We start from the raw sequence: 24,999 nt of genomic DNA on the forward strand, positions 1-24,999 counted from the left end.
TAGAAGGCATTCGCTCTAATTTTAATTGTTAATAGAATATAGTAAGCTAAAAGCAGAAGGTGGAAAGCTGAAATTAAATTCGCCCATAGCGAATATGGTTTTTACTTTTCAAATAGATATAATCCTTTTAAGAGACAGTTAAACTTGTAGCTACTAAAACAACTTAGAAATCAACAACCTTCGTACGACTGAAAAACCATCCCACCCTTTTCCGCTTTCAGCTTTCCGCATTCAGCAAAAAAGCAACGACTTTTACATCGTCACTTTTCTAATAAACTCCTCAATATTCTTTTGTTCCTTTGACGAATCCGCATTAAGTCTACCCATTCGATCACAGTAGCCTAAAAGAGCTATTTCATTTATGTCTACATGGTCTTTCATTGATGAAATATCCGCAAAGGGTAAATTGTTTAGTACGAAGAGTATCTGCATATGGTAGCGAACCAAAGCCGTTACCTCTTTGATGAACTCCTCATCTTGCCCTACTTCTAATAGAAATTCCTCAGCTAACTCTGACCCTACTTTATCGTGATCATAAGAGGTGATTTTACCTTTTCTCTTTCGAGTAGTACTTGGCTTTCCGATATCATGAAGGAGGGCTGCCCACATGAAAGCTCTTTTATTTTTGCTTTTGTTTTTTACTTTAGCTGCTCCATCTATCACTAACATAGTATGATTCCAAACACTTCCTTCTGGATGGTATTTAGGTGATTGCTCTGTTTGAATTAATTTATTAAGATAATCAAAAGGATGCTTTTTAAACTCTGGATTATCTTTAATTGAATTCAGATACTCGGATGGTTTAGAATCATTTAGTAAATGCTCTTCTATTTCTTCGAAAAAATTCATTGAATCTGTCATCTTTGTTTTAATTGTGGGTTGTCATCTTTCATACCAAATACTGCTCGAGCACTTTCTGCCTGAGGATCATGCTTTACATTTTTTGAACGAAATTTACCATCTTTCTTATTATGTTTTTTGTTTCCTTTTTTCTTATTATGTTCTGCCATAATTTTATACCTCCTATTGTGATTATACTAAATAGTATTTGAATTTACTAAAACAGTATGCGCATTAGTTCTAAGTTCTATGTTCTAAGTAAAACCTTTTAGGTCACTAATGATCACTGTAATGTAGTGCTAGTCTACATTTTTAGCAAATATATAATTTTTAGATTTTCCTAGCCAACAAACCAACTAACCTACTTTCTATATTTGTATCTTGCGATTCGTTGCGTTAAAATTGAACCTCACTAAAAAACAGAACTTTTTTTATTAAATAAAAGTTTTCTACTTATTATTTCATAAGTTCAAACACACATTTTGGGAAATACTAATATTATGATTATTAAGATGATGTTTATTTAAAATAGGAGGCTTAGTATGAAAAACAATAAATGCAAAAAATTATTTCCAGGTGGAAATACTACACAAGGTTTTTTTTCTTATTTTGATTACATAATAAGACCAGATGCGAATCGTTTTTTTATACTCAAAGGTGGACCAGGAGTTGGAAAATCATCTTTTATGAAAAAAATTGGAAATGAAATGCTTAAAAAAGGTTTTACCATAGAAGAACACTACTGTTCTTCTTCTAATGATTCTTTAGACGCTTTAGTGATTAAAGAGCTAGATATTGGCATTGTAGATGGTACGGCTCCACATATGATTGACCCAAATAATCCAGGTGCTGTAGATGAAATTGTCAATTTAGGAGATTATTTAGATGAAGATTATTTAGTAAAGCATAAGACAGAATCTATGGCGATAAATCATGAAACTACCAAATGCTTTCGAAGAGCATACAAGTACTTGAACGCAATAGTACCATTTATTGAAGATATAAGAGATATCTATGAAGATGGTATGGATACTTATCGGTTTTACCAGTTATGTGATAGTATGCAAAAAAATATTTTTGAACATGTAGATAAAAAGAACCGAATTGGTTTTACAAGACATTTATTCGGCAGTTCTATCGCTCCTAAAGGATTTATCGATTATCAAGAGACTGTTTTTGATGGTATTGATGATATCACTTATATAAAAGGAAATTGGGGAACAGGCTGGGATACGCTACTAGAAGGTTTGGGAAAAAAAGCCACTTTACTAGGGTATGATGTAGAAGCCTACCATACCCCTTTAGCTCCAAATATTATCGAAGATTTGATTATACCTGAATTAAATATTGCATTAACTACAAAAGTAAAATTCATTGATCAATCTAGCTGCGTAATTGACTTGGATGCATTAGTAGATTCTAAAATTCTTCAGAAGTATAAAAAAGAAATAGAATATGATAAAAAAATGATTGATGAGCTCATAGTAAAATCAATAGAATATGTTAATGAGGCTAAACTTGCCCACGATAAATTAGAGTCTTTCTATATTCCAGCAATGGATTTTAATGCAGTAAATGAAAAACGAAAAGAAATTGTAAAACGAATCTTACAATACGCTTAATAGTCCCTCCTTTCTAAAAGCCTTTCGCTGATATTCTAAAGCGGCGGGCTTTTTAGTATTTATATCACTTGGCCAAATTCATTGCACATTCCTTTATCTCACATATATTAATTCGATATTTTTATCATTATTTTATTTTTAATAAATATTATAAACTTATATATGATTTCACTTGACCAATGTAATAAATCGATGTTAAAATATAATTATACTTAAATTATATTTCATAATCTATTTACTATATTCATTAATGTATCGGTATTATAAATACATCATTGCATATAACACTGCCGTACTACAGCTGTATATTACAGCTCTCTATCATGCAATTATATATTTAAGGAGGAGATCATATGTTAACAGCAAAACAAAATTTATTGGAAACGATTAAGGGTGGAAATCCAGACCGCTTCGTCAATCAATACGAATTTATGGAACTCATTGTAGAAATTCCTCTAATGGGAGCTCCTACGACACCTGGTAAAGAAGGAAAAGATATATGGGGTGTTACTATTAGATGGAATGAAGGTCAACCTGGTCCATTTCCTGTACATGGAGATGAATATACTGTCTTAGAGGATATAACACAATGGAAAGAAATCATTAAAATGCCTTCAGTTGACTATCCAGACGAAGCTTGGACGGCAGCCATTGAACATGCCAATAGCGTTGATCGCAACGAAAAATTTGTTACTGCAACATATTTCGGTGGTGTTTTTGAAAGATTGCACTATCTAATGGGTATGGAAAATGCATTGATGTCCTTCTATGAAGAACCTGAAGCTATGAAAGAATTAATTGACTTCATTACGCAATATGAACTAGCTTACGCAAAGGAAACGATCAAGCACATTAAACCAGATGCACTATTCCACCATGATGACTGGGGTACTCAAAAATCCACATTCTTATCACCTGAAATGTTTGCAGAGTTCATAGCCCCTGCTTATAAGAAAATCTACGGTTATTGGAAAGAAAATGGCGTTGAAGTAGTAGTCCATCATGCAGATTGTTATGCTGCCACATTAGTGCCTTCTATGATTGATATGGGCATTGATATCTGGCAAGGTTGCATGACTACAAATAATGTTCCAGAGCTCGTAAAAAAATACGGCGGAAAAATCAGCTTTATGGGTGATTTAGATAATGGTCAATTAGACAAAGCCGATTGGACTGTAGAAGAAGTAGCAGAACATGTAAAAAGAGCTTGTACATCATCTGGTACATTATACTATATCCCTTCTATGGTTATGGGTGGACCAGAAAGTATATACCCAGGCCTTTATGATGCTGTCAGTGCAGAAATCGATAAAATAAATAAAAGATAGTCCCTAGCAATTAGTCACTAGTATTAAGGTATTCCTTTCGGGTCACCTTGCTATCAGAAATCGCAATGATTAGTAAAAAATGGAGCAAAGCCACCAAACTGGTGGCTTTTAATGCTATCCGTAGGATAGCCATGTGCTAGGGACAACTAAGGACTAAAGACTAGCTTTACAAGGTTAGTTCAAATGCATTTACAATATGATTGATCTTAACATCTTCAAGATAATCTAAAATCTCGATTACGTCAAAGCGAATATTGTAGTCATAATCAAATAATTTTTTGCTTTGCAGATAATAAAGAGCTACTTTAGAGATTTTACGTTGCTTGTGATAGTTCACAGCCTCACTAGGGTAGCCATACTGATTGCTTTGGCGGGATTTTACCTCTACAAATACGATAGTAGATTTGTCCTTTGCTACAATATCAATCTCCCCTATTTTGCAACGAAAATTGATGTCTAACATTTTATACCTCTTTCTCTTTAAATACTCTACACTCGTTTCTTCTCCAAATCTTCCTTTTACAACATTTTGTTTTTTACTCATAAAATCCCCCCATAGAGCGCTTTGCGCTCAAGTAGATACTTAGTGCTAGTCTTTAGTCTCTAGCATTAATGCATTCCTTATGGGTCGATTTTTCGGTTCTATTTCCGCTTTCAGCTTTCTACTTTCCGCTCAAATTATTTATTACTTACTCAAATATCATCTCATCTAAACATTTTTTAGTATATTATTCAAAAAAGACATTCTATGAATTGGGCAGGTGCCGTATTTGTGAATGGCGTCTATATGTTCTTGGGTGCCGTAGCCTTTGTTGGATTTGAAGTGATACTCTGGATACATCTCGTCATACGTATCCATCATTTTATCTCGGGTCACTTTTGCTACAATACTAGCTGCAGCAATGGAATAACATTTTTCATCACCTTTAATAATAGACTTTTGAGGTATATGAAGTCCATCTATATGCATTGCATCGATTAATACGATTTGAGGAGTCAACTGAGAATTGTCGATGGCGTCTTTCATGCTCTGTTTTGTTGCTTCATAAATATTGACTTCATCAATCATATCCTTATCGACGATTCCAACGCCTATAGAAATAGCTTCTCGTTTTATTTGCTCATGAAGAGCTTCTCTTTTAGCAATGGATAATTTTTTAGAATCATTAATGTATAATAGATGTGAATCTTGGGGAAGTACGACGGCACAACTTACAACAGGTCCAGCTAAAGGTCCCCTGCCAACTTCATCAATACCCGCAATGTACTCATAACCTTGCGCATATAACTTATCTTCAAATTGCTTCATTTGATCAATTCTGATACTTTCTTTGATATAAGACTGGTATTTCTTTTCTAAAGATATAGCTATTTGCTGAACACCAGCCCTCTCATCTCTTTTGAGAAGAAGTATGTACTCTGGATAATCTTCGATGTTTACTTTAGTAATTTCCGATTTTATTTGAGATATGCTCATTTCTTTTGTGTTCATGAATTAGCTCCTTTTGATTAATCACTGAAAGTCGAAAGTGGAATCCGGAACTCTCTACGTAATTTAGTAGTAAAACCATTGAATCGTCTCTATTAAAATATCCTATTTCCACATTCCACTTTCTACTATAATAACATAGAACTTACAACGAAAGCGCCCATTGAGGGCGCTTTAAGGTCGTTCAAAACTAATTTTTCCTATCTTTGTCTTTCTCAACTCATCTAAAAGCATTTCTGCTGTTCTTGCGTAATCGATATTATTGCCCTTTTGAATAAAGCCTCGTTTCTGAGCAATCTTTTCATAAACGGTGATATCCTCATCATCAGAATCTATTTCAATATTGTAGCGTTCTATCAAGTTTTGAGGATAATATTCTCTTAAAAAAGAGATTAAACGAAGTGTGGCGCCTTCCCTATCGTATATAGTATCTTTTATAGATCCTATCCATGCTAGTTTTAAACCAGTTTCTGTATCTTCAAATTTTGGCCACAGTATCCCCGGAGTATCTAAGAGAAGTATTTTGTTGCTTACCCTAATCCATTGATTAGCTCTTGTCACACCAGGAATATTACCTGTTTTAGCAGAAGATCGACCAGCCATTTTATTAATGAGAGTAGATTTGCCTACATTAGGAATTCCTAAGATCATACATTTTATTTGTCTGTTCATTCTGCCTTTTTTGGCATCTCGTTCTAAAACATGAGCCATTTTGCTTTCCATTGCACTGATTAATTCTCTTACCCCTTTGCCTGTAATAGAATTAGTAAAAATAAAATCCTGTTTATTCTCTATATAATAATCTGCCCATAGCTTGTTTACTTCTGGGTCTGATAAATCACTTTTATTTAATAAAATAATTTTACGTTTATTTTGAATAATACTGTCTACCTCTGGATTCTTGCTGCTAATAGGTATTCTCGCATCTAATAGTTCTATTACTACGTCGATGAGCTTTAGCTCTTCTTGTATTTTTTTCTTGGTTTTGGCCATATGACCTGGATACCATTGAATTTCCATTGTACTACACCTCTTTAATAAAGTGCCTACGGCGCTTTAGTTCTAAGTTCTATGTTGTAAGCTCTAAGTAAAAGCATGACCCTGTGGTCCTAAGATTCTTCGCTGCGTTCAAGAATTACTAGACCAGAAGCTGAGCGACTTACGTCGCAGTGAACAATGAATTTGGAACACTGAACAGTTATATATAAAAGCTAAGTGAATAGTTATATCTTTGTACTGTTCCACTTTCAGCATTCAGCATTCCGCTATTTTATCTTTCCAAAATCATCAAAGGGATATACTCTATACACAACTTTTCCTACGATTTCATCTTCCTCTACAAAGCCTACATCCTCATATCGACTATCCTTACTATGATTTCTATTATCTCCTAATACAAAATAAGATCCTTCTGGTACTATTACTTCTGGATAGTCTGGATAGGCTTCTGTATTAATATAATCTTCTTCTAGTGGTGTGCCATTTATATAGACGATGGAATCCCTAATTGCTACAGTATCTCCAGGCATACCAATTATTCTCTTTACAAATTCTATATGTGTGCTCTCTGTATTGTACTCTAATATAATAATATCTTGAAATTGTGGATTATTAAGACGGTACTCCAATTTATTGACAATTAAGCGATCACCGTCGTGAAGAGTTGGAAACATTGAGGCTCCATCAACTAATACAAACTCAAATAAAAAGAATTTGATGATCAAAGCCAAGACCACAGCAATAGCCGCAGACTCCAACCACTCTCTAATTTCACTCTTCTCTTTTTTGCTTTCCAAGCAAATCACCCCTATGAAAGTGCCTTTGGCACTTTAGTTCTAAGTTTTATGTTGCAAGTTCTAAGTAAAAGCTTGACGCGGTCGATCCTAAGATTCTTCGCTACGCTCAAAATGACTAGGATTACTGCTCTAGGGTTTTTATCTCACCCGAAGGCAAGTATTGCTTTGCAAACCAACTAACTACTTTTTCGAACTATCTAACATACTAATATTCCAACTTAAAAGTTCCGCTTTCAGCTTTTTACTTTTAAGTTTTTCCGTCCAACCATATTTAAATACAAAGAAAGGACTGATAGACAGTCCTATATTCTTTCTTTAACTTTTGCAGCTTTACCTACTCGGTCTCTTAAGTAGAATAATTTTGCTCTTCTTACTTTACCTTTTCTTGTTACTTCGATTTTATCGATTCTTGGTGAATGTAGTGGGAATGTTCTCTCTACACCAACACCATAAGAAATTTTTCTTACTGTAAAAGTCTCGTTTATGCCACCGTTTTGTTTCTTTAAAACGACACCTTCAAAAATTTGAATTCTTTCTCTTTTTCCTTCTACTACTTTTGCGTGAACCTTTACTGTATCTCCAACATTAAATTGTGGGATATCGTTTTTAATTTGTTCTTTTTCAATTACATCGATGATATTCATTTGTTTTCTTCCTTTCTTTCTTAGACGTTCTTATCATATTCTCGATAGCGGACCGCCCAGGATAACAGATTAATTATAGCATAAGGCTATATAGTTTTCAATGGATTTTTATTTAAATTATTCACAAAATATACGCTGGAATTATTGGTCTTTTTTAAACAATTCATATAAATCCGGTCTATTATTTTGAGTGATTTCTTCGGATTTGCTTAATCTCCATTGTTTGATTTTCTCATGATTGCCTGAAAGAAGAACTTCAGGTACCTCCATATCTTCAAATACTCTAGGTCTAGTATACTGTGGATGTTCTAGTAAAGGCTTGGTGAAAGATTCTTCTACAGCACTTTCTTCATTTCCTAATACTCCCTCTACATATCTAGAAACGCTGTCGATAAAAACCATAGCAGGCAATTCGCCACCAGTTACAATATAATCTCCAATAGAGATTTGTAAATCAATGTATTTTTCGACAATACGATAGTCAATTCCCTCATAATGACCACATAAAAGGATTATATCTTGTTCTTTTGCCAAGTTAGATACCATGCTCTGCCTCAGTACTGCACCATGAGGCGAAAAATAGATGACTTTTCCATTATTGGATCTTTCTTTCGCATACTCAATGGAGCTCGCTAACGGTTGTGGAGTCATGACCATGCCAGGTCCTCCTCCAAAGGGATAGTCGTCGGTCTTGTTGTGCTTATCTTGAGTAAAATCTCGAATATTGATAAGCTCTATTTCAACGAGGCCTTTGTCAATGCTCTTTTTTAAAATACTGGTGTTTAAAAAGCTATCAAACATCTCAGGAAATAATGTCAGCACGAAAAATTTCATAGTTCTTTTAGCCCTTCAGGAATACTTGCTTCTATTCTACGATTGTCCATATCTATTTTTAAAATATATTGTGATACTGCTGGAACGAGCATGATTTTTTCTTCTGTCTGAATTTCATAAAGATCTGTTCCACCAGTGCTTATAACATCTTTTAATACACCTAGCTTTACACCGTCTTCATAGACCTCTAATCCAATCAAATCTACAATATAATACTCATCTTCTTCAAGAGAAATGCCATCTTCTCTAGAAATCTCTAAATACTTATTCTTTAATCTATCAGCGTCATTTCGATCGTTAATTTCTTCTAGTTTAAGGATAAGATGAGGTCCATTATACTTTACAGAACTAATTTCAAATTCTTCATAATCTTCTTTTGATTTTACATATACTTTCCTTAGGGCTTCGAATCTTGAAGGATCATCCGTCAATGGAAATACCTTAATTTCGCCTTTTATGCCATGAGGGGCTCCAATTTTTCCTACGATTAGCTTTTCATTCATATTATCACCTGCTTTTTTGATAGAGACACACTTAAGCAATCCGTATTTTGCTTAGCTTTTCACTTTTTTACTTACAAAATAGAGTTAGGCATAGCCTAACTCTATTTTTATTATCGCGAAGCAATAAGCCAAACGACTGCTTTCAGTCGTAGTAGACATAGACTTCCTCAGGCATATGGCTTGCCAATTTGGCTGAGGAAGTCTTCTGGATGCGTAATGACTGCTTGCAGATATTTGGCGACTACCGCGTAACCATGAAAAACTCGCAAAGCATGTTTCTTATGGTTTGTTGACAATTTCTAAAGTCGCTCGCTTATTTTCTTTTGTAGCTGCAGCTTTTAAGACTGTTCGAATAGCCTTAGCTATTCTCCCCTGTTTGCCTATAACTTTGCCCATATCTTCAGGAGCTACAATAAGTTCTAAATCAATTAAATCTTGGTCCACCGTTTCGTTGACTACAACGGATAGTGGATTATCTACTAAAGATTTTGCCAAAACTTCAATTAGTTCCTTCAAAAGATGCACCTTCCTCTTTCATTAGATGATGCCATTTTTTTTGAATAAATCTCTTACTGTGTCAGATGGTTGAGCACCATTTCCTAACCATTGTTTTGCTTTATCAGAATCAATCTTTAATTGGACTGGTTCCGTTAAAGGATTAAAATAACCAATTTCTTCGATGAATCTTCCGTCTCTTGGAGCTCTGGAATCTGCAACGACGATTCTATAAAATGGTTTTTTATGTGCACCCATTCTCTTTAATCTAATTTTTACTGCCATGTATCGTTCACCTCCTTTAAGTAGTCGCTAGCCACAAGTCATTCGTCACCAGCTTGCATCTATTCCTCTTAAGTAGCTACTAATTACTAATCGCTAGTCGCTAGTTATTGGCTTATATAATACGATGAAGCCTTTGAGCTATCGCATAAATGGTAATTTAAATTTACTCATTTTTTTGCCACCCATACTACTTAATTGCTTCATCATCTTTCTTGATTGCTCAAAACCTTTTAAGAGTTTATTTACATCTTGTACTCTAGTACCTGATCCTTGGGCAATCCTTTTTCTTCTGCTGGCATTGATGATATCTGGGTTTAACCTTTCGGCTTCTGTCATAGAGTCAATAATCGCTTCTGTTTTTACCAGCTCTTTGTCACTCATATCTAAACCTTGTAGTGCTTTTGTGTTAGCACCAGGCATCATTTGAAGAATATCACTTAGTGATCCCATACTCTTCATTTGCTGCATTTGCTCTTTAAAATCTACTAATGTAAATTCTTGTTTTCGAATTTTCTCTTGTAGTTCTAAAGCTTTTTGCTCATCAAAGTTTGCCTGAGCCTTTTCAATTAATGACAACACATCTCCCATACCTAGTATACGAGAAGCCATTCGATCTGGATAAAAGGGTTCTAAATCAGCGATTTTTTCACCCATACCGACGAATTTTATGTGTTTACCTGTTACAGCAGTAATAGATAATGCTGCTCCACCTCGTGTATCGCCATCTAACTTCGTCATGATAATCCCTGTAATGTCTAGCTTTTCATTGAAGCTTTCTGCAACAGTTACTGCATCTTGACCCGTCATAGCATCTACATTTAATAAGATTTCTACAGGTTCTATTTCATTTTTTATATTGTAAAGTTCATCCATGAGTTGTTCATCTACGTGCAGTCTACCTGCTGTATCCACAATGACTACATCGTATAAATTGTGCTCTGCATGTTCAATCGCTTTTTTTGCAATTTGAACAGGTGATTCTTTATCTCCTAAAGAAAATACATCAACACTAATTTGTTGACCTAATACTTGAAGTTGTTTGATAGCAGCTGGTCTATAAACATCACAGGCTACTAGCAAAACTTTTTTTCCTTTTTCTTTTAATAGATTTGCTAATTTTCCTCCTGTAGTAGTCTTACCTGCTCCCTGCAATCCTACAAGCATAATTGGCGTAATACCTTTTTTAGAAAATTCTAATTTTGTATTTTCTTTGCCCATAAGAGAAGTCAATTCATCATTGACTATTTTTATAACTTGCTGGCCTGGAGTTAAACTTTGTAAAACTTCTACCCCTACAGCTCTTTCATTAATTTTTTTGATAAAGTCTTTTACGACTTTAAAATTAACATCAGCTTCAAGTAAGGCAATCTTAATTTCTCTAGTAGCTTCCTTTATATCTTTTTCAGTAAGCTTTCCTTTTCCTCTGAGTTTCTTAAATGTATCTTGGAGTTTATTACTTAAACCATCAAATATCATACTCTTAAAAATCCTCCATTAAAGTTGTTTGAGCAACTGTTCTAAATCCTCTTTTACTTCATCAAGGATATCAGGTTTATTCCCGTCATAATGTTTTAAATTTTCTATAGCCTTCTTTAGCAATTCTTTATTGACTTTATATTTTTCCATAAGCTTTAATTTACTATCGTATTCTCGAAGCAATTCTTCTGCACGCTTTAAGGAATCGTACACTCCTTGACGGCTGATATTCACTTTTTCTGCAATTTCCCCTAGGGAAAAGTTATCATTATAGTAACAGTCCACAACTATTCTTTGCTTTTCGCTCAACAATTCACCATAAAAGTCATACAATATGGACATCTCAATAAATTTTTCCAAGAAACTCACCACACTTCATCTGTCAAGCTCTTTACTTGACAGGTGTTATTGTACAATACTTTCTTTTAACTTGTCAAGAAAAATATTAGCTGAAAGCGGAATGCACTAATTTATAAGTAAATGCAAGGTTGAACGGTTGGACGGGAAAAACCTTCAATGAACAATGAAAAATAAACATTGAACATTAAACAGTACAAATATGCGACTTTTATTACCCTTTTAAATTGTTCATTATCCATTATTCTATATTCATTGTTCACTGCGAAGTAGGTCGCATATTTGGCCACCTGACCACCTTAAAACAATGCTTCCACAAAGCTCCCTGCATCAAACTCCTGCAGATCATCCATTTGCTCTCCTACGCCAATATAGCGAATAGGGATGTTTAGTTGAACTTTTATTGGGATGACGATGCCGCCTTTTGATGTGCCATCTAATTTCGTTAATATAATACCGTCAAGTTTCGTAGCTTCATGGAATACCTTCGCTTGATTCACAGCATTGTTTCCACTAGTAGAATCTAATACTAAGAAATTATATTGAGTAAAATAATCTTTTTCATTTTCAATTACTCGGTTAATTTTTGATAATTCCTTCATTAGATTATCTTTATTATGAAGCCTTCCAGCCGTATCGCAGATCACTACATCAGAGCCCCTAGCTTTTCCTGCTTGTAGCGCATCAAAAATTACTGCTGCAGGGTCTGCGCCATTATCATTTTTTATTAAATCTACACCTAATCGCTCTGCCCAAATGGTAATTTGTTCTACTGCTGCAGCTCTAAAAGTATCTCCTGCCGCTAATAAAACCTTCTTGCCGTCTTTTTTAAAGATATTTGCTAATTTAGCAATGCTCGTAGTCTTTCCTACTCCATTGACTCCAACTACTAAAATTACCATAGGGTACTCATAGCTCGTATCTTGTTCATGGCTAATCATCTCTGCAATAATTTCTTTTATAGCATTCTTTACAGAGTCCTTACTTTTAAGATTTTCTTTCGCTATTTTTTCTCTCGTATTTTTGATAATTTCCTGTGTCGTTTCTACTCCTAAATCTGCTAATATTAAGATTTCTTCTAGCTCTTCAAAGAAATCATCATCATATACTCCTGAGTAATTAATCAACTGATCTATCTTACCTGAAAAATTATTTTTTGTCTTTACTAAACTTTCTTTTAATTTTGAAAAAAATCCATCCTTTGCCATTATACATTCACCTCATTCTCTAATATATGGCTCATCTCGACAGAGACAATTTTTGAGACGCCATCTTTATTCATAGATATTCCATATAATCTATCTGCTATTTCCATAGTCCCTTTTCTATGAGTAATGGTAATAAACTGATTTTCTTTTGAAACATTATAAAGATACTTTGAAAACCTGTCTACATTGCTGTCATCTAGAGCTGCATCGATTTCGTCAAGTATGCAAAAGGGGGTAGGTTTAATATTGATAATCGCAAATAACAATGCAATAGCAGTAAGAGATTTTTCTCCTCCTGACAAAAGACTTATATTTTTTAATTTTTTGCCTGGGGGTTGTACTTCAATGTCGATACCTGTTTCCATAATATTATTGGAATCTTCTAAAATAAGCTTTGCCGTGCCTCCATTAAAAAGTTTCGTAAAGGTACAATCAAACTCTTTCTTAATCAACTCAAATTGCTCCACAAACTGGCCTTCCATATGAACTGTAATTTCCTCGATAATTTCATGTAAAGAATCTTTTGCCTTCGTCAAATCATCTCTTTGTAAGGTCAAAAACTCATATCTCTCTTTGACTTCCTTATATTGTTCTACTGAATCTACATTTACAGAACCTAAATCTTTTATTTGAGTTTTGTAACTCTTTAAAATCTTCATTTCGGCATTTAAGCTTTCAATCTCGTAATAGTACTCTTTGGCCATAGCATAATTAACTTGATAATCTTCAAAAATATTGTTTTCAAGTTGCTCTAGTTCTGCCGTTTTATTTTCCACCTTGTTGACCATCTTATTATAGCTTTCGTTAATGAGCACGTTTTCTTTGTTTAGTTCTTTGATCTTTTCCTGCAAATGGTCAATCTGATGATTTTTGTTTTTCTTTTCTTCTGTATGTGATTCCATACTTTCTCTTAACTGACTTTTTGCTTTTTCCAACTGATTTATTTGCCTATTGGCCTCTTCAATAATCTTTTCTAGCTCTTTGTTATCAAGTATTAACTTATCCATTTCCTCTTTATTTAATAATACTTTGTGAGTATTTTCCTCAAGAGTATGGATAAAATCTTCTCTTTGTGTTTGATAATAATTGTACCTTTCTTCTGCTTTTGCTATAGAAAGCTTGATTTGTAGTATCTTTTCATCAAGTTTATCAATCGTTTCTTGTATTTGATCATCTACCTTAAATTGATTTACATCTCCTAAAGATTCCTTTTCGATTTGAGTAGATGCTAGTATTTTTTTTAAATCTTCAATATTTTCTTCTTCCTTTGCTCTCTGATGGTGAATTTCATCTATTTTAATTTGTAGTGAAGATTTATTTTTTAATTCACTACATACTTTACTATTTAGCTGTTCACAAATTTGTTTTACAAGTTTTTCTTCTGTATGTAATCTATTTAGATTTTTCTCTAAAGAAGCGATTTCTACATTTCCTTGTTCTACAAACTCCTTTAGACCATCATTTTCTTTTTCACAGCTTTTTATTTTTTCCTGCAAAGTTTTCATTGAAAATTCTAAATCCATTACTTCTTGTTTTCGCTGTATAATACTAGTGGTTTTATTTTTGTGGACTCCACCTACAATGGCTCCTCCAGGAAAAAAGATTTCTCCATTAAGGGTTACAATTTTGTACTTGTAAAAAGTAAGCTTACTAATTTCTTTCGCTGCAGTTATATCTTCTACAATAAGGACTTTTCCAAGTAGATTATAGACAATATTATTATACTTTTTATCGAACTCAATCAAATTGCTTCCCAAATCAATGAAACCTTTGTGAGAGACAATTTTAGGTTCTAATTTAAGAACTTGACCCTTTACGATATTTAATGGTAAAAAGGTTGCCCTTCCCCATTTGTTTGTATTTAATATCTTAATACATTCATGAGCTGCATTTTCATTTTCAACAATAAGATGATGAACTGTACTGCCAAGTGAAGTTTCAATGGCTAGAGCATATCTTTTAGGGACTTCTAAAATATTCCCAACCACATCGTGTAGATGCTCTGACAAAAACTTGTTTTTCTTTTTTTCCCTAAGGAGGTTTTTTACACTGTGTTGATAGCCTAAAAAATCCTCATTGCTATTCATAAGATTATACTTTGAATGAAGCTTATTATATTGGCTTTCATCGAATTTTAACTCTGAAGATAATGCATGAGATTTCTCTTGAGCTTTAACAAGGCGCTCTTTTTTCTCCTTGTATTGCCTTTTTAAGGAGTTTATATCTTCAGAAAGTTTATCTTGTTTTTTCTTTTCCTCTTCTATAGATACACTTGCTTCCTGGATAGAAATACTGCATTCATCTACTCTTCTCTGCAAATCTGCTAGGTGATCTAAAGTATATTGATCTTTATTTTCTAAAAGAGCAAGCTTACTAAGCGTATCAGAAATTTTCTTATCTGTTTTGTCAATGGAATCCTTTTTCTCTATATAAATCTGTTGTTGGGATCTTATCCGCAATTCGTATTGACTTTTTTCTTCTTGTAAAGAACGAATCTGATTTTTCTCCTCTTTAAGATCTCCATCAATAGAAGAAATACTAAGCTTAATAGATTCTATCTTTTGATTCAAAGTATGATTTAATTCTTCCGTTTCCTTATTTAGTCTCTCTAAGGAAGAAATCTTATCTTGATTGTTCTCTATTTTTATCGTAGACATTTGAACATCTGTGTTGTTCTTTTGATGGGCCTCGTTTAGGGCAAAGTACTGTTCATTGACTTTTTTAAGCTCTTCATCAATAAATTCTACTTCGCCTCGGAGTTTTTGATAAGCTTTATCTTTAAGGGATATCTCTTCACTCTTCCTAGATAATTCCTCTTGTATGTGGTTTGCATTCTGCTCTAGCTCTTTTAATACTCTCTGTAACTCATCCACTTGATGTACAAAGAGATTTAATTCTACTCTTTTCAGCTTTTCCCTTAGTTCAAGATATAAAAAGGCCTTCTCTGATTGCTTTTTTAAAGTAGGAATTTGCTTTTCTAATTCAAGGATAATATCCCCTATGCGATATAGATTATCCTGAGTCTTTTCTAGTTTTCTCTGTGACTCTAACTTCCTGTTTTTAAACTTTACAATTCCAGCTGCTTCCTCAATTAATAGCCTTCGTTCCTGTGAGTTGCTAGAGACAATATGATCAATCTTACCTTGTCCAATAATAGAATAACCTTCTTTGCCTAAACCTGTGTCAGCAAATAAATCTAGAACATCTTTTAGGCGACAAGGAGATTTATTAATATAATACTCGCTTTCTCCAGATCGATAAAGCCTTCTTGTAACACTGATTTCACTATATTCTATTGGAAATGAACCAGAATGGTTGTCAATGATTAAAGACACCTCTGCAACACCTAAAGGTTTTCGAGCTTCCGTCCCAGAAAAAATCACATCTTCCATCTTGCTGCCTCGAAGGGTTTTTATTTTTTGCTCTCCTAATACCCACTTGATAGCATCAGAAACATTGCTCTTCCCACTTCCATTTGGTCCAACGATAGCAGTAATCCCATTTTTAAATTCTAAATTTGTTTTATCCGCAAAAGATTTAAACCCAAAAATCTCTAATCTCTTTAAATGCAAAATATCACCTCCTCGGCGCCTTTGGCGCTTTCAAGGTTGGTTCGTTGATATGCCGTAGGTTGCGGGCTTGTAGCTCCTTTTAGTCGCTACAAACCTCGCCAACCTTGGCAGGGGCAATACTATTCGATTTCTCTCACCCTTCGGGCAAGACAAATCCGGTATTACTCCCGGTTGGTCGATTGAACGGAAAAACCATTACTCGCCCACAGGCGAATTGTGATTTTGCTTACCACCTGACCACCTGACCACCTTACCACCTTACCACCTTAATAACAAAGTAAAGTCGAAGGATCTCGTTTTATTTATATCTTAAGCTATTTCTATAAGCGAGATACTTCGACTTCCCTCAGCATGTCTATCATTTCAAATAATAATAAACTTTCGACCTTACACTTTAAATCTTAAACCTTACATCTTATACTTTAAATTATACACTTTATCCAACTATACATTTTATCACAAAACTCTTTCTTATTTAAGAAATAACTTTTGTCCTCATGCTCAATGATTATATCTTCTATCAAACTACGGTCTTCTAGAAATTTATATTTTATATTATATTCATTTTCTAATTTCTTTCTATTTTCGCCTTTGTTTCCACTAATTTTAGAGAAATCCTTTGGGTTTGCTTTTATATGAATTTGAATGTTTTGTAAATCATGCTCTTCAACCAACTCTTTAAGCATATACCAGTAGATTCTACTTTCTACCATTTCGCCAAAAGCGCTGTGAAAAGGTCCTGCTATCATATTGTCTTCATAGAGTAGTGATTCTGATGCATGTAAACCCATGCGAATGATATCTGTTCCTACTTGTTTAAAGAGAATATATCCAATCATGGTCCATTCTACTGCTTCCTCTAAGGACAAAGGTTTATATAATCCCTCATCAAACATCTCTTTCATTTCTGTCCCTTCAATTACAACTGTAGGGTAAATTCGAAGAGTACTCGGTTTAAGTGGAAGTAAATCTATGCAGGTCTTAATAAACTTGTCCTTTGTATCTTTAGGGAGACCAGGCATAATCTGAAAACCGTAATCGATTTGTACTCTCATTAGGTTTTTTACAGCTATTTGAATATCTTTCATAGAGTAATAGCGCTTAGCGCAATTTAATACCGCTGGATTTGTAGACTGGATGCCTAGTTCTACATGGTCTACTTTATACTCTTTAAGAAGATTGACTTGATTTTCATCCATATAATCAGGTCTTGTAGAAAGACGTATATATTGAATCTTATTATTATGTTTGTATTCTCTAGCTATTTCAAGATACATTTTTTGTTTTGTTTGGGGTATGGCTGTGAAACTCCCTCCGTAAAAGGCCAATATAATGCTGTATTTACTTCTATCTATAGTCAAAAGAGATGCTTCAATAATATCTCTAATTTCTTCTATACTAGGTGATTTTATTGAACCAGATATCTTCTTTTGATTGCAGAAAACACAGTCATGAGGACAGCCTTCGTGAGGAATAAAAATAGATATGACCTTTGTTCTATTTTTCATGTACTTCTCCTAAAAAAATCAGACCATTATACGCCGCATGTTGCTCTGCCTCTTTTTTACTGCTTCCTGCTCCCGAACCGATTACTTTTCCATTTAAGAGCAGCTGAATATTAAAGATTTTATCGTGTTCAGGACCTTCTTCGCTAATTACTACATAATCAATATCATTATCTGCTTTTTGTTGAATATGCTCTTGCAATTTAGTTTTATAATCAAATACCAACTTCCCTTTGACGGAATCATCAATATTATTTTTTAATTTACATAATATAAACTTCCTTGCTTCTTCTAAACCTCCATCAATGAATATCGCTCCAATAATGGCTTCAAAAGTATTGGCTAGAATAGACTTACGAGTCCGACCTCCTGTGTTTTCTTCGCCCTTGCCCATATATATATAATTTCCCAATTGAAAATCTGATGCAGCCATGGCAAGTGAATCCGTACAAACGATTTTCGCCCTAAGCTTTGTCATTTCACCTTCTGCTCTATTATTGCAGTTTTCATACAAATAATGACTGACAACTAATTCAAGTACTGCATCTCCAAGAAACTCAAGTCTCTCGTTATTTTTCAGCTTACTCTTATCATTAATAAAAGAACTGTGAGTTAGAGCATTCTTCAATATGCTTTGATCTTTAAAATGATAATCTATTACGATCTCAATTTTGTCATCTTTCATATTTCCCCTCCATTTCATAAGATATTTCTATTTATACTATGTGCATGAATTCTCGTATTTATCCTTGATTAACAATGGTTGAACGTGCTTCCGCTTTGAGTGCTTTTATAGAAAATAAAAGCCCTATATAGGACTTTTACCTGTTTTTGAAGTACTCTACTACGTCTCCAACTGTCTTAATTTGCTCAATTTCTTCATCTTCTATTTCTAAATCAAATTCATCTTCAAATGACATGACCATTTCTGCTAAATCAAGAGAGTCTGCTCCTAAGTCTTCAATAAAGTCTGCTTCTAATGTGATAAAGGACTCATCAATATCGATTTGATCAAGAATTATTTTTTTTACTGTTTCAAAGACATCCATCTTTCACACCTCCTACTATATAGAAATTACACGATTTACTCCTTAATTTCAACTACTTTATTAGAGATTTTCATTGTTATTTTTTCTTCTTGGTATTTTATGGCTTGCTTTATTGCACTAGTAATGGCTTTTGCATTAGAACTTCCGTGGGCCTTAATGATTCCACCTTTTATTCCTAGCAACGGAGCTCCGCCTACTTCGGTGTAATCCATTTTCTTCTTAAATTCCTTCAAAGCAGGTTTTAACAATAGTCCACCAATTTTCGCCCTAGTTGAACTCATAATCGTTTCTTTTAAAGCATCCATTAAGAATTGCCCTACACCTTCTGTGGCCTTTAAAATCATATTGCCAGCAAATCCATCACATACAATAATGTCTACATCGCCTTGGAGGATATCTCTAGCTTCTACATTTCCAACAAAATTGATATTTGTTTCTTTTAGCAATTGATAAGATTCTTTCGTTAGTTCATTTCCCTTTTTTTCTTCGATTCCAATATTTGCCAGAGCAACTTTTGGGTTTTTTATTCCCAGTAAATCCTCTGCATATATACTGGCCATAATCGCAAATTGCTGTAGGTAAACCGGTTTACAATCTACATTTGCCCCTGAGTCCAGTAAAAGTGCAAACCCCTTTTTAGTAGGCAACATAACAGTTAGAGCTGGCCGTTGTATTCCCTTAATCCTTCCTACTAAGAGGGTTCCCCCAGCAAGTAAAGCACCAGTGCTGCCAGCAGAAACAAGTACAGAGTCTTCTTCTTCCTTTACTCTTCTTAAGCCTATAACTAATGACGACTGCTTTTTTCTACGTATAGCCAACGCAGGATCTTCATTATTAGTTATAATCTCAGAAGATGGAATAACTTCAATAAGGTCTTTTCGATACTCCTCTTTTTTAAGCAACTCATGGATTTTCGCCTCATCGCCGATGATGGTAATCTTCTTTTGAAATTCTTTGCTTGCATCAACACAGCCTTTTACCACAGCATCAGGTGCATGATCTCCACCCATTCCATCTACATAGATATTCATATATTCACCTCTCTCTTCGTTGGTCGGTTGGTCGGGAAAAACCTCAAAAGCTGAAAGCTGAAAGGAAAACCGTCTCGCCTTTAGGCGAGGGTGGTTTTCCTTACCACCTTACCACCTTACCACCTTACCACCTTACCACCTTACCACCTTACCACCTTACCACCTGTTTTTAACCAATTTAAAAAAAGCAGAGAATATTCCCTGCCTTCTTTATACTTCTAATATTCCCTTATCTTTATACGTTCCACAAGATTTACATACTCTATGAGGTAATTTAGTTTCACCACATTTTGGGCATGTACTCATACCTGGAATACTCAGCTTGTAGTGAGTTCTTCTCTTATCTCTTCTAGATTTTGATATTCTATTCTTTGGTACAGCCATTTCTACACCTCCTATTCGTCCCCATTTAATAGATTTTTCAGAACAGACAAACGAGGATCTACCTGTTCTTCCTTGCACTTACAAGAAAGAATATTTAAGTTTGTCCCACATTCCGCACAGAGACCATTACAATTTTCAGTGCACAAAGGTTTTATGGGGAGATTAAGTAAGATATTTTCTCTCAACAGTTCTGTCAAATCTATCGTTTCATTCTGCAAAATTCCTTGATCCTCCACTAGATTATAACTTTCCTGTAGATGTAAATTTAGTGGACAAATAAATTCCTCAATACATCTGGAACATACAAGATGTACCTGTACCTTTACTTGAAGATCTACCTTAAGGACATTATCCTCAACGTAAAGAATACCTCCTACCTCAATGGGATCATCTTTTGATTCGGGCAAAAGATGATACATTTGAGTTTTGATATCAATTTTGTCATTATTCCCTTTTATAAGATGTGAAATATTAATAATCAAAGAATCACCTCTGAACTCGCAGAGTTAATTATATATTCAATGTGATACTTTGTCAAGGGAATCAATTCATTTAATTTTCCGCACTATTTGCCAATGATATCCTTGGTATCTCTAGCTATAGCCATTTCTTCATCTGTTGGAATAACGATTACTTTTACCTTTGATTCTGGAGTAGAAATTATGATTTCTTCGCCACGCATTCCATTTTTGTCATCGTCGATTGCAAGTCCTAAATAAGTCAAACCTTCACATATAGCTTTTCTGCTTGTAGCTGAATTTTCACCTAAACCTGCTGTAAATATAATCGCATCAACACCGTTCATAGCTGCTACATAAGATCCAATAGCTGTTTTTACTTTGTAAATGAATACAGCTAATGCTAATTTTGCTCTTTCATTTCCACCTTCGCCTGCATTTTCGATATCTCTAAAGTCTGAACTTACACCAGAAATACCTAATACACCTGATTTTTTATTCATGATTGTATCTAAGTCACGTGCAGTAAGGTTTTCTTTATCTTGTAAGAAAGTTACGATAGATGGGTCAATGTTTCCACATCTTGTTCCCATTGCTAAACCTTCTAATGGAGTAAAGCCCATTGTAGTATCAACTGACTCTCCATATTTAACAGCTGTTAAACTAGCTCCATTACCTAAATGGCAAGAAACAAGCTTTAATTCTTCTATTGGCTTGTCTAAAATATGAGCTGCTCTACCAGAAACATATTTGTGAGAAGTACCATGGAAACCATATTTTCTAACTTTGTATTTTTCGTAATATTCATATGGTAATGCATAGGTATATGCTTCTTGTGGCATTGTTTGATGGAAAGCTGTATCAAATACCGCAACCATAGGCACACCTGGTAATAAAGCTTGACATGCAGTGATTCCTAAGATATTAGCTGGATTGTGCAGTGGTGCAAGTTCAACGCATTTTTCGATAGCTTCAATTACTTTTTCATCAATTAAAACAGATGATGAATAAAACTCGCCACCATGAACGATTCTATGACCTACGGCATCAATTTCATTAAGAGATTTGATTACACCACAGTTTTCATCTACTAATGATTTCATTACTAGATTTAAAGCTTCTTGATGATCATTTAATTTACCGTTTTTGACTACTTTGTCTTTGCCTACAGGAGTATGACTAAAAATGGAGTCTTCTAAGCCGATCTTTTCTGCTAAACCTTTTGCTATTACTTCTTCGTTGTTCATGTTAATAAGTTGGTACTTCAATGAAGAACTACCACAGTTAATGACTAAAATGTTCATAATTTAACATCTCCTACTATAAATTTCTTATACATCATTTATTATTTTATCATAAATTATCATAATTTCTACAAAATTACTTTAAAAAAACAAAAATATACGCTATTATTTTTATATTACAATTAAGATAGAGGTGTAATTCTTGAGACTACTTAGTATCATTGCCGAATATAACCCTTTTCATAACGGACACAAACATCATTTATTGGAATCTCTAGAAAAAAGCCATGCTACACACTCCATGGCCATTATGAGTGGCAGTTTTCTACAAAGAGGGGAGCCAGCATTAGTGGACAAGTGGATTCGCGCTCGAATTGCAGTAAAAAACGGACTTGACCTTGTTGCAGAATTACCTTTTGTATACTCCTGTCAAAGCGCTGAAATCTTTGCTTATGGAGCTATTAGTACTTTACATTCTTTAAATGTAGTGGAAGCAGTAAGTTTTGGATGTGAAGACCCTAATCTAAACAAGATTTTTCAAGTAGCCAAGCTATTGGTAGAGGAACCACAAGAATATAAAGAAGTTCTAAAAGAACAGTTAAAAAGTGGGATTTCCTATCCCAAAGGGCGGCAATACGCTGTTGAAGCCTATTTGCAAGGTTCAGGTGATATTTTATCTAATCCTAATAATATTTTAGCGATTGAATACATGAAGTGGCTTTATTCTCTAAAAAGTTCTATAAAGCCTATAGCCATTCAGAGGGTCCACGCAGGTTATCACCATGAAAAATCCGTAAACAATTATGCTGGGGCAACTTATATTCGAAATCAAATTCAAAAGACGAATAGCGTAAAAAATATTGAAAACTTACTGCCAAAAGAGACTACAGAACAATTGTCTATATACGAAAAAACAATGATTTACAATTTCTTAAACCATTATTATACTCTCATTGTAGGTGATTTGCTTAAAACCTCTAAGGAAGATATAAAAGACATTTTTGATGTAAAAGAAGGACTAGAAAATAGAATTTTAAAAGCTTCTATTGGATCTAGTACCATAGATGAACTTCTCGATCAAATCATCAGCAAAAGATACACAAAAACGAGAATCAAGAGAATTCTTATGAACCAACTAGTGAACCACAAAGAGGAGTATGTTTATAAAGTTTTTAAAAATTCTAACTATGTGCCTTATTTAAGAGTTTTAGCCTTTAATGATAAAGGAAAAGAAATCCTCCGTGAAATTCGTGAAAAAAGCAGTATACCAATAATCACAAATTTATCAAAAGACATCAAGTCTCTAAACGAGATCCAAAAGTATGCTATTAAAAAGGATGTTTTATCTACGAACTACTATTATCTTATGACAAATCCATCAAAGCTTAATGAAGACTATAGGAGAAAGCCAGAAATCATATAAGAGTGCAGTAGATACTTTTGTTTTAAGAGCTTAAGCAAACCAATAGAATTCTTGATGGATTAAAGTATATAGTGCTGTACTATTATTGCAATATAGTTATGTAAGACTCTTTTTCAAGCGAATAATTTTAAAATGAGTATAATAGAATAATGTATGATAAGATTAAAAATCAAATTTAATTCGAGTTTTATTTTAATATTCGCTACTGTTTTTATGTTAGCAAATCTGATTGTAGATCCAGAACTTGCCATTTCATCCGTAATCGGAGGCATTGAGCTATGGTTCTACAATGTTATGCCGAGTTTATTTCCCTATATGATTTTTAGTAGCATGTTATTTCAATTAAATGTAGCCTATATCTTTCAACGTTTTTTTAACAAGCCTATGGATAAGATTTTTAATGTTTCAGGTAGCGGAATCTTGCCTATTGTAATGGGTTATATTTCCGGATATCCATTAGGAGCTAAACTAATAGCTGATTTGAGAAAGGAAAATGTAACCTCTCTAGAAGAAAGCTATAAACTACTTGCTATGTGTAGCTCTACAGGCCCAGCATTTATTATTGGAATCATCGCTACACAAATGTTTGATAATGCTGCTATTATTCCTGTATTACTTATTGCTAATTATTTAGGGAGCATATTAAACACCCTTTTACTAAAGAAATTGTATAAGGAGGACATCTCACTCAATACCTTTAAAAGGTGCCAGACAAAGAATGTTTCAAACATTATCAACACAGCAATTGTAGACTCCATGCAAAATGTAATCAAAATTTGTGGGTATATGGTCTTCTTTAACTTAGTGATTCACTATCTCGATGCCAGAGACATTTTAGATATATTTACAAACTTCTTTTATAAGTATTTAAATGTCTTTTATTTTAGCCCTGAATTAGTTAAGGGTTTATTTTATGGCTTATTTGAAATTACATTAGGTATCGATGGAATCAGTAAGTGCAGTGATCCTTTAATAACAAAAGTAGCCATCACTGCCCTAGTCACAGCTTGGAGTGGTTTTTCTATTCACATGCAAACCAATTCTTTTCTAGTAGAAACAGATATCAAATATACTGGGTTTTTACTAGGTAAAATAACACAGTCTATCCTCTCTACTATCATAGCCGTCATAAGTTATAAACTACTTTATCCAACAGCATTAAGCGTATACAATAGTTTCCATGTAGGAAGAGCCTTTGAACACTTTAACTATCCAGCCTACTATTTTCAGTCCATTGTTGTACTCACCATCACCACCCTTTTACTCATGGCCTTCCGCAAAAAAAACAGCGACTAAAAAAGTGAAAGCGCCCTCTCGGCGCTTTAATTTTTAGCCATCAGCATTCAGCCACCAGCCATCAGTCTTCTAGGGTCAAGTCTCTTAGGTCAAAAATTGACCTGTGTATAAAGGCGATTTAAATATACACCTCATAAGACCCAAGAGGAATACATGCAAC

Annotated in this window: 26 protein-coding genes; 4 read left to right on the plus strand and 22 right to left on the minus strand. The window is 34.0% G+C overall.

Annotated elements, in window-relative coordinates; genetic code table 11:
* Positions 1-252: 252 nt before the first annotated feature.
* Both DES36_RS02745 and DES36_RS14725 read right to left on the minus strand, forming a co-directional pair.
* Positions 253-849 carry an HDIG domain-containing metalloprotein gene (locus DES36_RS02745; RefSeq protein WP_242981679.1) on the minus strand — a complete coding sequence of 199 codons (597 nt, stop codon included), beginning with the start codon at positions 847-849 and terminating at the stop codon, positions 253-255.
* Positions 850-857: 8 nt separating this feature from the next.
* Positions 858-1,010 carry a CPC_1213 family protein gene (locus DES36_RS14725; protein ID WP_170128150.1) on the minus strand — a complete coding sequence of 51 codons (153 nt, stop codon included), beginning with the start codon at positions 1,008-1,010 and terminating at the stop codon, positions 858-860.
* A gap of 372 nt (positions 1,011-1,382) precedes the next feature.
* Here DES36_RS14725 and DES36_RS02750 point away from each other — a divergent pair, with 372 nt between their 5' ends.
* On the plus strand, positions 1,383-2,462 hold the full coding sequence (locus tag DES36_RS02750) for a hypothetical protein (RefSeq protein WP_113919696.1): 1,080 nt from the start codon (positions 1,383-1,385) through the stop codon (positions 2,460-2,462).
* 353 nt (positions 2,463-2,815) lie between these two features.
* Positions 2,816-3,790 carry a uroporphyrinogen decarboxylase family protein gene (locus DES36_RS02755; protein ID WP_113919697.1) on the plus strand — a complete coding sequence of 325 codons (975 nt, stop codon included), beginning with the start codon at positions 2,816-2,818 and terminating at the stop codon, positions 3,788-3,790.
* Between the two features lie 166 nt (positions 3,791-3,956).
* Here the strand turns inward: DES36_RS02755 and DES36_RS02760 are convergent, their stop codons facing one another.
* The 20 genes from DES36_RS02760 to DES36_RS02855 form a co-directional block, all read right to left on the minus strand.
* Entirely contained in the window at positions 3,957-4,334 is a 378-nt protein-coding gene (locus DES36_RS02760) for a YraN family protein (RefSeq protein WP_113919698.1), read from the minus strand.
* 165 nt (positions 4,335-4,499) lie between these two features.
* Positions 4,500-5,282: a ribonuclease HII gene (locus DES36_RS02765; protein ID WP_113919699.1), complete on the minus strand. Its 783-nt coding sequence runs from the start codon at positions 5,280-5,282 to the stop codon at positions 4,500-4,502.
* Positions 5,283-5,453: 171 nt separating this feature from the next.
* Complete coding sequence (ylqF, locus tag DES36_RS02770) at positions 5,454-6,299, minus strand: ribosome biogenesis GTPase YlqF (RefSeq protein ID WP_113919700.1); 846 nt, start codon at positions 6,297-6,299, stop codon at positions 5,454-5,456.
* A gap of 245 nt (positions 6,300-6,544) precedes the next feature.
* Positions 6,545-7,075, minus strand: a complete 531-nt coding sequence (gene lepB, locus DES36_RS02775) for a signal peptidase I (RefSeq protein WP_242981680.1) — start codon at positions 7,073-7,075, stop codon at positions 6,545-6,547.
* A 302-nt stretch (positions 7,076-7,377) separates the two neighbouring features.
* The gene (rplS, locus tag DES36_RS02780) at positions 7,378-7,719 is read right to left on the minus strand and encodes a 50S ribosomal protein L19 (RefSeq protein ID WP_113919702.1); all 342 of its coding nucleotides are present in this window, start codon (positions 7,717-7,719) and stop codon (positions 7,378-7,380) included.
* Positions 7,720-7,860: 141 nt separating this feature from the next.
* Positions 7,861-8,553 carry a tRNA (guanosine(37)-N1)-methyltransferase TrmD gene (gene trmD, locus DES36_RS02785; RefSeq protein ID WP_113919703.1) on the minus strand — a complete coding sequence of 231 codons (693 nt, stop codon included), beginning with the start codon at positions 8,551-8,553 and terminating at the stop codon, positions 7,861-7,863.
* A complete protein-coding gene (gene rimM, locus DES36_RS02790) occupies positions 8,550-9,056 on the minus strand; it encodes a ribosome maturation factor RimM (protein WP_113919704.1) in 507 nt (168 codons plus the stop codon). Before rimM ends, trmD begins: the two co-directional genes overlap by 4 nt.
* A gap of 279 nt (positions 9,057-9,335) precedes the next feature.
* Positions 9,336-9,572 carry a KH domain-containing protein gene (locus DES36_RS02795; RefSeq protein ID WP_113919705.1) on the minus strand — a complete coding sequence of 79 codons (237 nt, stop codon included), beginning with the start codon at positions 9,570-9,572 and terminating at the stop codon, positions 9,336-9,338.
* 21 nt (positions 9,573-9,593) lie between these two features.
* Positions 9,594-9,836 (minus strand): 30S ribosomal protein S16, encoded by a 243-nt coding sequence (gene rpsP, locus DES36_RS02800; protein WP_113919706.1) that lies wholly within the window; start codon positions 9,834-9,836, stop codon positions 9,594-9,596.
* 138 nt (positions 9,837-9,974) lie between these two features.
* Positions 9,975-11,312, minus strand: a complete 1,338-nt coding sequence (ffh, locus tag DES36_RS02805) for a signal recognition particle protein (protein WP_113919707.1) — start codon at positions 11,310-11,312, stop codon at positions 9,975-9,977.
* Positions 11,313-11,330: 18 nt separating this feature from the next.
* Positions 11,331-11,672, minus strand: a complete 342-nt coding sequence (locus tag DES36_RS02810; protein WP_113919708.1) for a putative DNA-binding protein — start codon at positions 11,670-11,672, stop codon at positions 11,331-11,333.
* Positions 11,673-11,968: 296 nt separating this feature from the next.
* The gene (gene ftsY / locus DES36_RS02815) at positions 11,969-12,877 is read right to left on the minus strand and encodes a signal recognition particle-docking protein FtsY (RefSeq protein ID WP_113919709.1); all 909 of its coding nucleotides are present in this window, start codon (positions 12,875-12,877) and stop codon (positions 11,969-11,971) included.
* On the minus strand, positions 12,877-16,449 hold the full coding sequence (gene smc, locus DES36_RS02820) for a chromosome segregation protein SMC (RefSeq protein WP_170128151.1): 3,573 nt from the start codon (positions 16,447-16,449) through the stop codon (positions 12,877-12,879). Before smc ends, ftsY begins: the two co-directional genes overlap by 1 nt.
* Before the next feature lie 422 nt (positions 16,450-16,871).
* Positions 16,872-17,957, minus strand: a complete 1,086-nt coding sequence (locus DES36_RS02825; RefSeq protein WP_113919711.1) for an elongator complex protein 3 — start codon at positions 17,955-17,957, stop codon at positions 16,872-16,874.
* Complete coding sequence (gene rnc, locus DES36_RS02830; protein WP_113919712.1) at positions 17,947-18,639, minus strand: ribonuclease III; 693 nt, start codon at positions 18,637-18,639, stop codon at positions 17,947-17,949. Before rnc ends, DES36_RS02825 begins: the two co-directional genes overlap by 11 nt.
* Positions 18,640-18,775: 136 nt before the next feature.
* Entirely contained in the window at positions 18,776-19,003 is a 228-nt protein-coding gene (acpP, locus tag DES36_RS02835; RefSeq protein WP_113919713.1) for an acyl carrier protein, read from the minus strand.
* A gap of 35 nt (positions 19,004-19,038) precedes the next feature.
* Positions 19,039-20,034: a phosphate acyltransferase PlsX gene (plsX, locus tag DES36_RS02840; RefSeq protein ID WP_113919714.1), complete on the minus strand. Its 996-nt coding sequence runs from the start codon at positions 20,032-20,034 to the stop codon at positions 19,039-19,041.
* A 210-nt stretch (positions 20,035-20,244) separates the two neighbouring features.
* Positions 20,245-20,418, minus strand: coding sequence for a 50S ribosomal protein L32 (gene rpmF / locus DES36_RS02845; protein WP_113919715.1), 174 nt, complete (start codon positions 20,416-20,418; stop codon positions 20,245-20,247).
* 11 nt (positions 20,419-20,429) lie between these two features.
* A complete protein-coding gene (locus tag DES36_RS02850; RefSeq protein WP_113919716.1) occupies positions 20,430-20,900 on the minus strand; it encodes a YceD family protein in 471 nt (156 codons plus the stop codon).
* An 83-nt stretch (positions 20,901-20,983) separates the two neighbouring features.
* Positions 20,984-22,180, minus strand: a complete 1,197-nt coding sequence (locus tag DES36_RS02855) for an acetate/propionate family kinase (RefSeq protein WP_113919717.1) — start codon at positions 22,178-22,180, stop codon at positions 20,984-20,986.
* 142 nt (positions 22,181-22,322) lie between these two features.
* Here DES36_RS02855 and DES36_RS02860 point away from each other — a divergent pair, with 142 nt between their 5' ends.
* Positions 22,323-23,543, plus strand: a complete 1,221-nt coding sequence (locus tag DES36_RS02860) for a nucleotidyltransferase (protein WP_113919718.1) — start codon at positions 22,323-22,325, stop codon at positions 23,541-23,543.
* A gap of 153 nt (positions 23,544-23,696) precedes the next feature.
* Positions 23,697-24,839, plus strand: coding sequence for a hypothetical protein (locus tag DES36_RS02865; RefSeq protein WP_113919719.1), 1,143 nt, complete (start codon positions 23,697-23,699; stop codon positions 24,837-24,839).
* Positions 24,840-24,999: the final 160 nt, after the last annotated feature.

The sequence above is a fragment of the Alkalibaculum bacchi genome (assembly GCF_003317055.1).
In the GTDB taxonomy this organism is placed as follows: domain Bacteria; phylum Bacillota; class Clostridia; order Eubacteriales; family Alkalibacteraceae; genus Alkalibaculum; species Alkalibaculum bacchi.